Origin of the sequence: Gloeomargarita sp. SKYB120 (assembly GCA_025062155.1) — a bacterium.
In the GTDB taxonomy this organism is placed as follows: domain Bacteria; phylum Cyanobacteriota; class Cyanobacteriia; order Gloeomargaritales; family Gloeomargaritaceae; genus Gloeomargarita.
In genome coordinates this window covers 24,845-38,354 of sequence record JANXAM010000024.1, presented here as the reverse complement: position 1 = coordinate 38,354, position 13,510 = coordinate 24,845, and the positions used below count along the sequence as shown (strand labels likewise).

Below are 13,510 nucleotides of genomic sequence, written 5' to 3'. Positions count from 1 at the left end.
ATTATTCCCGAAAAACAACTTCTATATTAGACGGAGATTTGTATGACAAATGGGAGCGCAAAAATATCACTCACCTATTTGTAGGTTGGGTAAAACCAAAATGGCGACGTTATTTTGCAACTTTTTAGAAGTAGGAAATCTCGACCGGCCTCACACAAAAGGTATAATCCTTGAAGAGATGCGATGGGGTCGGAGACGGTGACGGTCACACAGGTACCGGATGCATTGGGGCGATTTGGCCGGTTTGGGGGGAAATACGTCCCGGAGACGTTGATGCCGGCGCTTGCGGAATTGGAACAGGTCTATATTCAATGCAAGGATGACCCTGATTTTCAACAAGAATTACAGTTTCTATACAAGACGTATGTGGGAAGGCCGACGCCGCTGTATTTTGCCGAACGGTTAAGCCGTTCCTATCAGCGGGACGATGGGTCGTATCCCTTGATCTATCTCAAGCGGGAAGACCTGAACCACACCGGGGCGCATAAGATTAATAACGCTCTGGGGCAGGTGTTACTCGCCCGGCGCATGGGGAAACGGCGGATTATTGCTGAAACGGGGGCTGGACAACACGGTGTGGCGACGGCGACGGTCTGCGCGCGCTTTGGGCTGGAGTGTGTGATTTACATGGGCGTGCAGGACATGGAACGCCAAGCGCTCAATGTCTTTCGGATGCGGTTGCTGGGAGCGCAGGTACAACCGGTGGAAAGCGGCACGGGGACGCTCAAAGATGCCACCTCGGAAGCGATTCGCGACTGGGTAACCAATGTGGAAACCACCCACTACATCCTGGGGTCGGTGGCCGGGCCGCATCCTTACCCCATGATCGTGCGGGATTTTCAGAGTGTGATTGGCAAAGAGACGCGAGCGCAGTGCCAGGAATGCTGGGGGGGCTTGCCGGACATCCTGCTGGCCTGCGTAGGGGGTGGCTCTAATGCCATGGGCTTGTTCTACGAGTTTGTCCACGAACCGACGGTGCAGTTGATTGGGGTGGAAGCCGCCGGGGAAGGGATTCACACGGGCAGGCACGCTGCTACTTTGACCCAAGGACGGGTGGGCGTCCTGCACGGGGCAATGAGTTATCTGCTCCAAGACGACAACGGCCAGGTAGTGGAAGCCCATTCCATCAGCGCCGGGTTGGACTACCCAGGAGTGGGTCCTGAGCACAGTTATCTCAAAGACACGGGCCGCGCCACCTACGTGAGTGTGACGGACGCGCAGGCGCTGGCGGCTTTTCAACGGTTGAGTCAACTGGAAGGCATTATCCCAGCGCTAGAGACCGCCCACGCCCTGGCCTATTTGGACGAATTAGCCCCCCAATGCCCGCCGGGGACGCGCATCGTGGTTAATTGTTCGGGACGCGGGGACAAGGATGTGCAAACGGTGATGAAGTATTTGTCGCTCTAGCTCAGGGCCAGCGTCACCAATTGGGGAAATAGGATAAGTAAAACCACCAGCAGCAATTGCATCCCGATAAAGGGAATCACCCCCCGATAAATGTGGCCGGTGGTCACCTCTGGCGGGGCCACACTCTTGAGATAAAACAGGGCAAACCCAAACGGCGGTGTTAAAAAGGACGTTTGTAAATTCGCTCCCAATAACACCCCAAACCAGACCAAATCCGTACCCAGTTGCTGCGCCGCCGGAATGAGCAACGGCACAACGATAAAGGCAATTTCAAAAAAGTCAATGAAAAAGCCCAGGATAAACACCACCGCCATACTCACCAGCAAGAAACCGGCCCGTCCCCCCGGCAAATTCAGCAGGAGATTCGACACCCACTGGTCCCCCTCCAGCCCCCGAAACACCAGGCTAAAGGCGGTGGACCCAATCAAAATCATCATCACCAAACTGGTCGTGCGCACCGTGGACTCGCAGGCCCGCCACACAGCCGCCCAGGAGAGTTTTCCTTCCGCCCAGGCCAAAACCGCCGCTCCAATACACCCCACCGCACCAGCCTCTGTCGGCGTGGCAATGCCCCAGAAAATACTCCCCAGCACCACTAGCACCAGCGCCAGCGGCGGCAACACAGCCCGCAACACGCTCTGTAAAGATGCAGGGGGTACATCCGTCAACGCCGGCGCCCACTGGGGACGGACATAGGCCACCGCTAGGACATACAGCGCGTACATCCCCGTCAGCACTAGACCTGGCGCAAACGACCCCACAAACAAGTCCCCAACCGATACCCCCAACTGGTCCCCTAGCACCACCAGCACCACACTCGGCGGGATGATTTGCCCCAGCGTTCCTGACGCCGCAATCACCCCCGTTGCCAGTTCCGGTCGGTAGCCATGCCGCAGCATCACTGGCAACGAAATAAGACCCATGGCCACCACCGTTGCAGCGACGACGCCCGTGGTTGCCGCCAGGAGCGCGCCGACGACGACCACCGCCACGCCCAATCCCCCCCGCAGCCGACCAAACCAACTCCCCACCGTAGTCAACAGGCGCTCCGCGATACCCGATTGCTCCAACAGCGACCCCAGCAGGATAAAGTAGGGAATCGCCAGCAACGTGTAGTTCGCCATCATCCCAAAAATCCGGTAGGGCAGGGCGGTGAGAAAGACCGGATCAAACACACCCAGGGCAACGCCTAGCAAGGCAAAGGCTATGGCGACACCCCCTAGGGCAAAGGCCACTGGATACCCTGTCGCTAAAAAAACCAATGCCCCTACAAACATCAGTGGCCCTAGAATCCCCGCCTCCATGCCCACCTCATGGGTCACAACTCCTGATTATCGGGTCTAGGACGCCACCATCCCTAGCAAAAGTAAAAAACCGGTTGCCACCTGCTCTTGAAACATCCGACTATACACCGGCAAGGGTTGAGAACGGCGCAAACGGTACACTTGGGTGGCCCACACCACAGCCGTCAACATCATAGCCAGGTAGTAGGGCCATTGCCGGTGCAGCACTCGCCCCACCTGCGCCAGCAACGCCAGCGTCAAACCCAAGAGCACACCCACGGCCCAAGGGGTATAGCGACCAAAAAACCGTGCGCTGGAGTGAATTCCCACCCGGGCGTCGTCCTCCCGGTCCATCAGCGCGTAAATCGTGTCAAACGCCAGCGTCCAGCACCACACCGCGCCCCACAACCACCACGTCGCCGCCGTTAGGGTGCCCGTGACCGCCGCCCAGGGAATCAACACCGCAAATCCCCACGCCGTCGCCAGGATCACTTGGGGTATGGGGCACCAGCGTTTGGCCGATGGATAGAGCAGCATCACCGGCACCGCCAGCACCGCCAATCCAAACGCCAGGGGGTTCAAGTAACGGGCCAGCAGGTAGGCGCACAACAAACATATTGCTGCAATGACCATTGCTAGACCCACCGACAGTTGCCCTGACGCCAAAGGCCGCTGGCGAGTCCGTTGCACCTGGGCATCCAAGCGCCGGTCCCATAGGTCATTCACTACACAACCCGCCGCACTCGTCGCCACCGCCCCCAAGACCACCACCAGCAGTAAGTCCCAGGGGGGATGACCATCGGCAGCCAACACCAGCGACCATAGCGCCGGCACCATCAGAATCAAACGTCCTGTCGGTTTGTCCCAGCGCAACAGGCGGATGACGCGATAGACCAGGGAGTCCTTCATGGGAAAATGCAGGGGATGGGCTATTACCTAGGTTAAAGGTTTTGTTAAGGTAGGTTACACAGGTTGCTGGGGGGCGGGTGAAACTTTTTCTGTTCTTGCTGCAGGGTTCCTGGTGGCTGGTGCTACTGGCCGTCAGTATGGGTTTTCTCAGCGGCGGCGCCAGCGCTGGATTGCTCGCTCTCATTAGCCGCGCCCTCGTGGAAGGGGTGACACCCATGGTCATTCTCACGTTTATTGGCCTGGCGATGGTTGCCCTGGGCACCAGTGTCGTGTCCCAAGTCATGCTCATCCGGTTGTCGCAACAGGCAGTATTGGATTTGCGTTTGCATTTGAGTCGACAGATTTTGCGGGCAGAACTGGGTCACTTAGAGCAACTAGGGACGCCCCGCCTGCTAGCCACCTTGACCGAAGACGTGCAAGCCGTTGCCCAGGCAGTTTTTGCCATTCCGTTTCTCTGCATTGACGCGGCCATTGTCCTGGGTAGTTTGGTCTATATCACCTGGCTATCCTGGCGAGTATTTTTGCTCGTGTTTGTATTAACCACGATTGCGATTGCCAGTTGCCAATTTTTGACCCATCTTGGTAGCCAATATCTCGCCAAAGCTCGCGAAAAACAGGACGATTTATTTCAAGATTTCCAAGGTTTGACGGCTGGCATCAAAGAACTGAAACTCAACCACCGCAAACAGCAGTTCTTTTTCCAGCACTATCTCATGGACCATGCCCAGGCGTTTCGCCGTTACACCACCATTGGGCTGACCTACTTTGCCAATACCTCCAGCCTGGGAAAATTTATTTTCTTTTTTGCCATTGGGTTTGTGTTGTTTAGCTTGCCCAAATTGCTCACCCTCAATCCCCAGACCCTTTCGGGTTATGTGTTAGTTTTCACCTACTTAATGTTGCCGATGGAGCATCTGATTAGCAATCTTCCCACCTTCAGCCGGGCAGGTGTCGCACTGGATAAGATTACGGCGCTGGGTCTATCCTTGCGTGACGCCGGCGAGCCGCAAACCTTGGACCAGCCTTTGCACACCCATTGGCAACAGCTCGTTTTGCAAAACGTTGTCCATCAATATCACAGCCAAGCCGATGACAGAGCGTTTCAAGTAGGGCCAGTGAATTTGACTTTTTTTCCTGGCGAAATTGTGATGATTATTGGGGGTAACGGCAGCGGTAAATCCACTTTGGCAAAACTCATTACGGGTCTATACCCACCCCAATCTGGCCAGATTATTTTGGATGAAACACCCATTGACGCCAGTAATCGCTACTGGTACCGGCAGCATTTTGCAGTTGTTTTTTCGGACTTTTATTTGTTCGATAGCTTGCTGGGGGTTAGTGATGACCTGGAACTAGCACAGCAACTCCTCAAAAAATTGCAATTGGACCATAAGGTACGTATCGAAAATGGTCGCTTTTCCACCCTAGCCCTGTCCCAAGGACAACGCAAGCGCCTGGCTCTGCTGGTGGCCTACCTGGAAAACCGCCCCATTTATGTATTTGACGAATGGGCCGCTGACCAAGACCCCCATTTCAAAGACTTTTTCTACCGGGAGTTTTTGCCCCAGTTGCGCGCTGAAGGTAAAACGGCGTTTGTGATTAGTCACGATGACCATTACTTCCACACCGCTGACCGCTTGATTAAGCTCAATTACGGTCAGGTGGAATACGACAAGTACCTAAAACGGATGCGCTAGGGAATCCGCGCCTGGGCAAAGACCTCCTGGGGAATCACGGTCAGGCCAGGGAGCAACTCATCTGACAGCGATTGCGTGTCGCGGAACGTACGCGGGGGCCGGTCGGGATAAAAGACGGTGATGGTCTTGGCGGCGGGGTCCACAATCCACACGCGATTGACGCCGGCTTCTAAATAATCCACCGCCTTCTGGGCCATGTCGCCAAAGGTCTGGCTAGGGGAAAGCACCTCGACGACGAGTTCGGGAATCACTAGACAGGGTTCATCGGTCATGTCAGCCAGGGGCAATCGCTGCTCAGAAATGTAGATGATGTCAGGAACGGGAATCCAGGTCTCCCCCTGGTGTTGCAAAACGACCGCCCACTCCGTGTAGGCTGAACCCGGTTTGGGGCAATTCGGAGCCGTACACCAGTCCTCAATGATTCGCCACAGCACCGGCTGCACACGGGCGTGAAAACGTTTGGGTGACATGGGTTTATCCTTGGGAACTGCTTGGCCCTCCACCAGTTCGTAGGTGATGTCCCCCTCCGGCAAAGCCAAAAACTCGGCAACGGTGAGTTTCTTCTGGGTAGTTGTCATCCCTCTATCACGAAATTCAACAGTTTCCCCGGCACATAAATCACCTTTTTGATGGTTTTGCCCTGGAGATAGCGCTGGCCAATCTCCGACGTCAGGGCCAATTGTTCCAAGGTCGCTTGGTCCGCCTGTGCTGGCGCTGGAATAGTTCCCCGCGTTTTCCCCATCACCTGAATCACCAGGGGAATTTCGTCCACCACCAGCGCGCTGGGGTCCACCTGCGGCCACGGTTGCCGGTGGATGGAATCCTGATGACCTAACTGGTGCCAGAGTTCCTCCGTGATATGGGGAGCAAACGGCGCCAGGAGCAGCAACAGCGTGCGAATCCCCTCGTCAAAAACGCCAGAATTGGTGCCCTGGTAATCCGTTAGGGCATTGGTGAGCTTCATCAGCGCCGCAATCGCCGTGTTGAACTGGTACTCGCCCGTGGTGTCCGCTGTCACCTGCTGGATCGTCTGGTGAATCGTGCGCCGCAATTCCCGTTCCGCCGGTGTGGTGTCGGTCGCCGGAGCGGGGGGCTGTTCCCGATACTGCTGCACCAAGCGCCAGACCCGTTGCAAGAAGCGAAACTGCCCTTCGACGTCGGCTTCGTCCCACTCTAGGTCTTTTTCCGGCGGCGCTTTGAACAAAATGAACATCCGGGCCGTATCCGCGCCGTAGCGAGCGAGCACCTGCTCCGGGTCCACCCCGTTGTATTTAGACTTGGACATCTTTTCATAAACCACCGCCACGGGCGCTCCCGTTTCCTTGTCCCGGTACTCGCCGTTTTCCTGAATCACCTGGTCAGGGGGCAGATACCGCCCGGTCTGCACATGCTTGTAAGTCAAGCCCTGCACCATCCCCTGGGTCAGCAGGCGGGTAAACGGCTCGTCAAAGGCAATCAATCCCCGGTCCCGCAACACTTTGGTCACAAACCGGGAGTAGAGCAAGTGCAAGATGGCGTGTTCAATGCCCCCCACGTACTGGTCCACCGGCAACCAGTTCTGAATCACCTGGGGGTCAAAGATGGCCTGGTCGTTGTGGGGGTCGGCAAACCGGAAGAAATACCAGGACGAGTCAATAAACGTGTCCATCGTGTCCGTCTCCCGTCGCGCCGGTCGCCCGCAGGTGGGACAGGGGACATTCACCCATGCCTCTAGCTGCGCCAACGGTGATAATCCCCGTCCGGTAATCTGCACATCCCTCGGCAACAGTACGGGCAAGTCCGGTTCGGGCACGGGCACCACCCCGCAGTGCTGGCAGTGAATCACCGGAATCGGCACCCCCCAGTACCGCTGGCGCGAGATAAGCCAGTCCCGCAACCGGTACTGCACCCGCGCTTCGCCCCACCCCTGCGCCTGGGCCTTCTGGGTGATTGTTTCCTTGGCCGTCTCGTTGTCCAGACCGTCAAACTCCCCGGAATTCACCAGCGTTCCCGGCCCGGTGTAGGCGTTCTCCAGGGGCATGGGCTGGTCCACCCCCGGCGGCAGGATCACCTGGGTAATCGGCAGCCCATACTGCTGGGCAAAGGCAAAATCCCGCTCATCGTGGGCCGGCACGCCCATCACCGCCCCTGTCCCGTACTCGTACAGCACGTAATCGGCAATCCACACCGGCACCTGCTGCTGGTTGAAGGGGTTCAATGCCATGGCGCCAATCGGCACTCCCCGTTTCGGCCGGTCCTCGGCGGTGCGTTCCGCAGGCGAGAGTTGCTGGAGTTCCTGGAGAAACTGCTCCACCCTGGGGCGCTGTTCCGGCGTGGTGAGTTCCGCCACCAGGGGATGTTCCGGCGCCAGCACCACGTAGGACACCCCACACACTGTATCCGGGCGCGTGGTAAACACCCCGATTTTCGCCGGGCGACCCACCACCGGAAATTCCAGGTACGCCCCCACCGACCGCCCGATCCAGTTCGCCTGCATGGTTTTCACCCGCTCCGGCCAGCCCGGCAGTTGGTCCAAATCCTGGAGCAATTCCTCCGCGTAATGGGTGATGCGCAAAAACCACTGCTTCAGGTAACGCTGCTCCACCTTGGCTCCCGACCGCCAGGAACGCCCCTCACTGTCCACCTGCTCATTGGCCAGCACCGTCTGGTCCACCGGGTCCCAGTTCACCAGCGCCTCTTTCTGGTAGGCCAGGCCCAGGTGCCACATCTGCAAAAACAGCCACTGGGTCCAGCGGTAATAGCGGGGGTCGCACGTCGCCAGTTCTCGCTCCCAGTCGTAGCTCAACCCCAGGGCTTGCAGTTGCCGGCGCATATTAGCGATGTTACGCTCCGTCCAGTCCGCCGGATGCACCCCCCGGTCAATCGCCGCATTTTCCGCCGGCAGCCCAAAGGCGTCCCAACCCATGGGATGGAGCACCCGGTAGCCCTGCATCCGCCGCACCCGGGCAATCACATCCGTAATGGTGTAATTGCGCACGTGCCCCATGTGCAAATTCCCCGACGGATAGGGAAACATGGACAGGGCATAGTACTTGGGACGGCTGGGGTCGGTGTCCGTGCGATACAGTCCCTGTTCCAGCCAGGTCCGTTGCCAGCGGGGTTCAATGTCCGCCGGTTGATAACGGGATGCCGTCATCTACGTCGCCTGTTGCATCGCTTGACCAATCGGACCGCTCACGCGCCGGGCTTCAGGGCTGATGCGCTCGATAACATAGGCCGCCAGTTCCCGGAAGCGGGGTAAACAGCGCAGTTCCAGCCGGTTGCCGTCCTTGAGCGTGATCACCATATCGCCCCAGAGTCCAAAGCCGCGCGGCACCGTCACCACCCGGGCAATTTCGCTGTAGATAATGTCCGACCGATTCCGGCCCAGCCAACCCCCAATCACCGTCACCCGCCGGTTGGTAATCCGATAGCGCACCCAGAGCGCCCGCGTAATCGCCCCAATCGTCAACGGCAGCCACACAATCGTCACGCCCAGGAGCAGATTCATGACCAAATCGCCCCGGTGCGGCCCTCCCTCAAAGAACACGTCCTCCCGAATCCCCATATAAAACACCCGCCTGTTGCAAAAGCTGTTCTAATTCTCGCAAAAAATCGGCGTATTGTCCGGTTAGGGCTGCAGGTTGGGCCGACACAATCACTTGCCAGCCTCGCGTACAGCGGGGCAATAACTGTCGCAGGGCCGCTCGTATCTGTCGCTTGAGCCGGTTGCGTCGGACTGCTTTTTTTACCAGCTTGTTGCTGACCACCACGGCGAATTGGGCCGGTGTCTGTTCATCCACCCGCCGGTAGCGCAACCGGAACCGTTCCCCCCGCAGTTGTTGGCTATCGGCGTAGAGCGCCTCAAACGTTCGATATCCCCGCAGCCGATGAATCCGGGGTAATCCCACCCTACACGGGAGCGAGCCGTTTGCGTCCTTTGGCCCGTCGCGCTTTGATCACTCGTCGTCCGCCCGGAGTCGCCATGCGCGCCCGAAACCCCGACCGCCGGATGCGTTTGCGACAAGTGCCCTCCAACGTGCGCTTGGTCATACCGCCTCCCGTGAAGCTAGTTCACAAAATTTTGTAGAGTATCACAAAAACTTTCATGAATCAATGGTTAAGGGGACTAGGCACGAACGAAAAAATGGGGTAGCCTGTTCCCTATCAACCTCACTGCAATGACTGTTCGCTGCCGTGGCCGAGTCGCTGGAAGCACGGTGGCATCAGGTATTGGAGCAGCTTCAACTGCGCCTGAGCCGCCCTACGTTTGAGACCTGGATCAAAACCATTCGCCCGGACGCCCTGACGGGGAACCGCCTGCGTCTGTTAGCCCCCAACCTGTTTGCCCGCAACTGGCTGGTCAAGTCCTACTTGAAAACCATCAGCGCTGTGGTGGCCGAAGTCTGGGGCGAACCCCTGGAGGTGGAAATCGACAGCCTAGAAAGCGACATAGTCCCGGCGGCCCCAGCGGCCCCACCGCCCCCCCGGGTGACCACTCCCGACCCAGAACCGGTGCTCTCCAGCAACTTAAACGCCAAGTACACCTTCAGTCGGTTTGTGGTGGGAGCCAACAACCGCATGGCTCATGCAGCGGCCTTGGCGGTGGCGGAATCCCCAGGCCGGGAATTTAACCCCTTGTTTCTATGCGGCGGGGTGGGACTAGGGAAAACCCATCTGATGCAAGCCATCGGCCATTACCGCCTAGAAATTGACCGAGATGCACGGGTGTTTTACGTCTCCACCGAGCAGTTCACCAACGACCTGATTGAGGCCATTCGCCGGGACAATATGCAGCAATTCCGGGAGAAATACCGAGCGGCGGATTTGCTGCTGGTGGATGACATCCAGTTCATCGAGGGCAAGGAATACACCCAAGAAGAATTTTTCCACACGTTCAACGCCCTGCATGAAGCGGGAAAACAGGTGGTAATTGCCTCCGACCGCCCGCCCACGTGCATCCCCCGCCTGCAGGAGCGCCTGTGTTCCCGGTTTTCCATGGGGTTGATTGCCGATATTCAGCCCCCCGACCTGGAAACCCGCATGGCCATCCTGCAGAAAAAAGCCGAGCAGGAGAACGTCTATCTGCCGGTGGAAGTGATTACCTACATTGCTACCCGCTACACCTCCAACATCCGGGAACTGGAGGGGGCCTTGATTCGCACCCTGGCCTACACGGCGATTTCCGGGGCGGCGATCACCGTCGAAAATGTCGCCGAGTTGCTCAACTCCCCCGTGCAGATGACCAAGACCACACCAGAGCTAGTGGTGGATATAGTGGCGGCCACGTTTGAGGTGCCGGTGCAGGAACTCATGTGCAACACGCGGCGACGGCAGGTGAGTTTTCCCCGCCAGGTGGCGATGTACTTAGTGCGCCAGTACACCAATTTAAGCCTGCCCCAGATCGGCCAACTGTTCGGGGGCAAAGACCACACCACCGTTCTCTATGCCTGCGAAAAAATTGCCCAGAAACGCGACAGCGACCCCAAGTTTGCCCAGCTTCTTGCCCAAATCAAAGACCGGATTCACCGCTCAGCTCAGGAGTTGGGGGCCTAGAGTAAGGGCAATTGCTGTTCGGGCGGCGTCCGGCCCAAATGCAGCCAAGCTGGTGCTAAAGCAACGCGCCCGCGCGGGGTGCGCTGGAGATACCCGATCTGCATCAGGTACGGCTCGTACACGTCCTCGATGGTCTGGGGGTCTTCGCCGGTCATCGCCGCTAGGGTCTCCAACCCCACTGGCCCGCCTTGAAATTGCTCAATGATCACCGTCAGTAACGCCCGATCAACGCTGTCTAGACCTTGAGGATTCACCCCTAACTGGTCCAAGGCCTGGGCGGCGACCTCCGGGGTAATCACTGAAGCCTGTTGCACCTGCGCGTAATCCCGCACCCGTTTGAGCAGGCGATTGGCAATCCGGGGAGTGCCTCGGGCACGCTGGGCAATGGTTTCGGCGCCCTCAGGAGTAATGGCCACGTTGAGTAACTGGGCTGTGCGGGTGAGAATCTGGGCCAATTCTGGGACGGTGTAATACCGCAACCGTTGTACCAGCCCGAACCGGTCCCGCAGGGGTGCACTGAGCGCTGCCACTCGGGTGGTCGCTCCCACCAGGGTAAATTTCGGCAACTTGAGCGAGCGCGTGCGGGCGCCGGCCCCCTTCCCCACCGTCACATCCACCCGGAAGTCCTCCATGGCGGTGTAGAGGGTTTCCTCGGTGATCCGGGGCAAGCGATGGATTTCGTCTATAAACAAAATGTCGCCGGGTTCCAGATTCACCAGCAAGCCGACGATGTCGCGGGGCCGTTCCAGCGCCGGGCCGCTTGTGAGGTGACAGCGTCTACCCATCTCCCGAGCCAGCAACAGCGCCAGCGTCGTTTTACCCAACCCCGGCGGTCCGTACAGCAGCAGATGGTCCAGCGGTTCCCCGCGCGCCTGTGCTGCCGCTACCGCAATGCTAAGTACCTGTTTCAGTTCCGTCTGCCCTAGATATTCCGCTAGTGAAGCAGGCCGCAGAGAATCCTCTGGCAGCCCCTGGCTTTCCTGAGCGGTGGCTTGAGGTTTCAGGAGCGGATGACGTCCCCCCTCGCTCTGGGAGGAGACAATTGCCATGATTAGCTGGGCAATTTCACTTCGATATCCACCCCTGCCGGTAAGTCCAGCTTCATCAGCGCGTCAATCGTCTTGGCCTGGGGCTGGTAGATGTCAATGATCCGGCGATGGGTGCGGATTTCAAAATGCTCCCGCGAGTCCTTATCAATGTGGGGCGAACGCAACACGCAGTAAATGCGCCGCTTAGTGGGCAAGGGAATCGGCCCTACCGCATGGGCCTGCGTTCGGTTTACCGTGTCCATGATCTTTTCGCAGGACGCATCCAGCAGACGGTGGTCGTAGGCCTGCAGGCGGATGCGAATTTTTTGCTTGGTCAATGGGGCCATTGTTTTTCCTCCCAAAACAGGAGGGAACCCCCCGGCTCCCCCCTCTCGCAACGAATGAATTGGAAATGACCGACTATTTAATGATCTTGGTCACGACGCCAGCACCAATCGTGCGTCCTCCTTCCCGAATAGCAAACCGCATCCCTTGCTCAATAGCGATGGGGCGGATCAACTCCACGGTCATTCTCACGCGGTCTCCTGGCATAACCATTTCCACGTTCTTGCCATCGTCACTGGTGTAGGCCTTGATCGTTCCAGTGACGTCCGTCGTCCGCACGTAGAACTGGGGCTTATAGCCGGCGAAAAACGGTGTGTGGCGACCGCCTTCCTCCTTGGTCAGCACGTACACCTCCGCCTCGAACTCCGTGTGGGGCGTGATGGTGCCGGGCTTGGCAATCACCATCCCCCGCTCCACATCAGTCTTTTGCATCCCCCGCAGGAGCATCCCTACGTTGTCTCCAGCAATCCCTTCATCTAAGGTTTTCTGGAACATTTCCAGACCGGTGACCGTGGTGGTGCGTGTTTCCCGCAGACCCACAATTTCCACGGTGTCGCCCACCTTCACGCGACCCCGCTCAATCCGCCCAGTCGCCACGGTCCCCCGACCCGTAATCGAGAACACATCTTCTACCGCCATCAGCAGGGGCTTGTCAATCTCCCGCTCCGGCGTCTTGATGTACTCATCCACCGCATCCATCAATTCGTAAATCTTGTCCACCCAGGGGTCTTCGCCGCGCTGCGTGTTCGGTTTCGCCTGCATCTGCTCCAGCGCCTTCAAGGCCGACCCGCGAATGATGGGAATCTCATCCCCCGGAAAATCATACTTGCTCAGGAGTTCCCGCAACTCCAGTTCCACCAGCTCCAGCAATTCCTCATCGTCGGCCATGTCGCATTTGTTGAGGAAGACCACCATGCTGGGGACCCCCACCTGCTTTGCCAGCAGGATATGCTCCCGCGTCTGGGGCATCGGGCCGTCTGTCGCCGCCACCACCAGGATCGCGCCATCCATCTGGGCCGCCCCCGTGATCATGTTCTTGACGTAGTCCGCATGGCCGGGGCAGTCCACGTGGGCGTAGTGGCGCTTGTCCGTCTCGTACTCCACGTGCGCCGTGTTGATGGTGATCCCCCGCGCCTTTTCCTCGGGAGCTGCATCAATTTCGTCGTACTTACGAGCTTTGGCCTTGCCCTGCGCTGCCAAAACCATGGTAATGGCGGCTGTCAGGGTGGTCTTGCCGTGGTCCACGTGGCCAATGGTGCCGATGTTCACGTGGGGTTTCGTCCGTTCAAATTTCGCGCGTGCCATG

The 13,510-nt window shown here is 58.3% G+C and carries 13 protein-coding genes; 3 read left to right on the top strand and 10 right to left on the bottom strand.

Annotated elements, in window-relative coordinates; all coding sequences use genetic code 11:
• Nucleotides 1-183 precede the first annotated feature (183 nt).
• Nucleotides 184-1,407, top strand: a complete 1,224-nt coding sequence (gene trpB / locus NZ705_09210) for a tryptophan synthase subunit beta (GenBank protein MCS7293129.1) — start codon at nucleotides 184-186, stop codon at nucleotides 1,405-1,407.
• Here the strand turns inward: trpB and NZ705_09205 are convergent.
• Entirely contained in the window at nucleotides 1,404-2,729 is a 1,326-nt protein-coding gene (locus tag NZ705_09205; protein ID MCS7293128.1) for a TRAP transporter large permease subunit, read from the bottom strand. The two genes, trpB and NZ705_09205, sit on opposite strands and share 4 nt — an antisense overlap.
• 18 nt (nucleotides 2,730-2,747) lie before the next feature.
• On the bottom strand, nucleotides 2,748-3,599 hold the full coding sequence (locus tag NZ705_09200; GenBank protein MCS7293127.1) for a 4-hydroxybenzoate solanesyltransferase: 852 nt from the start codon (nucleotides 3,597-3,599) through the stop codon (nucleotides 2,748-2,750).
• Nucleotides 3,600-3,676: 77 nt separating this feature from the next.
• Between NZ705_09200 and NZ705_09195 the strand changes: the two genes are divergently transcribed.
• Entirely contained in the window at nucleotides 3,677-5,296 is a 1,620-nt protein-coding gene (locus NZ705_09195) for a cyclic peptide export ABC transporter (protein ID MCS7293126.1), read from the top strand.
• On the opposite strand, the gene NZ705_09190 is transcribed toward NZ705_09195, so the two are convergent.
• From NZ705_09190 to rpmH, 5 genes are read right to left on the bottom strand one after another with little or no spacing between them, the layout of a single operon-like run.
• Entirely contained in the window at nucleotides 5,293-5,874 is a 582-nt protein-coding gene (locus tag NZ705_09190; protein ID MCS7293125.1) for a Uma2 family endonuclease, read from the bottom strand. The genes NZ705_09195 and NZ705_09190 overlap by 4 nt on opposite strands.
• Complete coding sequence (gene leuS, locus NZ705_09185; protein ID MCS7293124.1) at nucleotides 5,871-8,432, bottom strand: leucine--tRNA ligase; 2,562 nt, start codon at nucleotides 8,430-8,432, stop codon at nucleotides 5,871-5,873. Before leuS ends, NZ705_09190 begins: the two co-directional genes overlap by 4 nt.
• Nucleotides 8,433-8,843 (bottom strand): PH domain-containing protein, encoded by a 411-nt coding sequence (locus tag NZ705_09180; protein MCS7293123.1) that lies wholly within the window; start codon nucleotides 8,841-8,843, stop codon nucleotides 8,433-8,435. It lies immediately after the preceding gene.
• On the bottom strand, nucleotides 8,815-9,186 hold the full coding sequence (gene rnpA, locus NZ705_09175; protein ID MCS7293122.1) for a ribonuclease P protein component: 372 nt from the start codon (nucleotides 9,184-9,186) through the stop codon (nucleotides 8,815-8,817). Before rnpA ends, NZ705_09180 begins: the two co-directional genes overlap by 29 nt.
• 1 nt (nucleotide 9,187) lies before the next feature.
• Nucleotides 9,188-9,328, bottom strand: coding sequence for a 50S ribosomal protein L34 (rpmH, locus tag NZ705_09170; protein MCS7293121.1), 141 nt, complete (start codon nucleotides 9,326-9,328; stop codon nucleotides 9,188-9,190).
• A 144-nt stretch (nucleotides 9,329-9,472) separates the two neighbouring features.
• Here rpmH and dnaA point away from each other — a divergent pair, with 144 nt between their 5' ends.
• Nucleotides 9,473-10,831, top strand: coding sequence for a chromosomal replication initiator protein DnaA (gene dnaA, locus NZ705_09165; protein MCS7293120.1), 1,359 nt, complete (start codon nucleotides 9,473-9,475; stop codon nucleotides 10,829-10,831).
• Here the strand turns inward: dnaA and ruvB are convergent.
• The 3 genes from ruvB to tuf all read right to left on the bottom strand — a co-directional run bounded on the left by ruvB (nucleotide 10,828) and on the right by tuf (nucleotide 13,509).
• Nucleotides 10,828-11,880: a Holliday junction branch migration DNA helicase RuvB gene (gene ruvB, locus NZ705_09160; GenBank protein ID MCS7293119.1), complete on the bottom strand. Its 1,053-nt coding sequence runs from the start codon at nucleotides 11,878-11,880 to the stop codon at nucleotides 10,828-10,830. The two genes, dnaA and ruvB, sit on opposite strands and share 4 nt — an antisense overlap.
• Nucleotides 11,881-11,882: 2 nt before the next feature.
• The gene (gene rpsJ, locus NZ705_09155; protein MCS7293118.1) at nucleotides 11,883-12,197 is read right to left on the bottom strand and encodes a 30S ribosomal protein S10; all 315 of its coding nucleotides are present in this window, start codon (nucleotides 12,195-12,197) and stop codon (nucleotides 11,883-11,885) included.
• An 82-nt stretch (nucleotides 12,198-12,279) separates the two neighbouring features.
• Complete coding sequence (gene tuf, locus NZ705_09150; GenBank protein ID MCS7293117.1) at nucleotides 12,280-13,509, bottom strand: elongation factor Tu; 1,230 nt, start codon at nucleotides 13,507-13,509, stop codon at nucleotides 12,280-12,282.
• Nucleotide 13,510: the final 1 nt, after the last annotated feature.

What these genes read in the sequence shown, in the direction of transcription:
- rpmH (MCS7293121.1), bottom strand. Translation starts at nt 9,328, where the DNA reads ATGACCAAGCGCACGTTGGAGGGCACTTGTCGCAAACGCATCCGGCGG.
- leuS (MCS7293124.1), bottom strand. Translation starts at nt 8,432, where the DNA reads ATGACGGCATCCCGTTATCAACCGGCGGACATTGAACCCCGCTGGCAA.
- ruvB (MCS7293119.1), bottom strand. Translation starts at nt 11,880, where the DNA reads ATGGCAATTGTCTCCTCCCAGAGCGAGGGGGGACGTCATCCGCTCCTG.
- NZ705_09190 (MCS7293125.1), bottom strand. Translation starts at nt 5,874, where the DNA reads ATGACAACTACCCAGAAGAAACTCACCGTTGCCGAGTTTTTGGCTTTG.
- NZ705_09180 (MCS7293123.1), bottom strand. Translation starts at nt 8,843, where the DNA reads ATGGGGATTCGGGAGGACGTGTTCTTTGAGGGAGGGCCGCACCGGGGC.
- tuf (MCS7293117.1), bottom strand. Translation starts at nt 13,509, where the DNA reads ATGGCACGCGCGAAATTTGAACGGACGAAACCCCACGTGAACATCGGC.
- NZ705_09200 (MCS7293127.1), bottom strand. Translation starts at nt 3,599, where the DNA reads ATGAAGGACTCCCTGGTCTATCGCGTCATCCGCCTGTTGCGCTGGGAC.
- trpB (MCS7293129.1), top strand. Translation starts at nt 184, where the DNA reads ATGGGGTCGGAGACGGTGACGGTCACACAGGTACCGGATGCATTGGGG.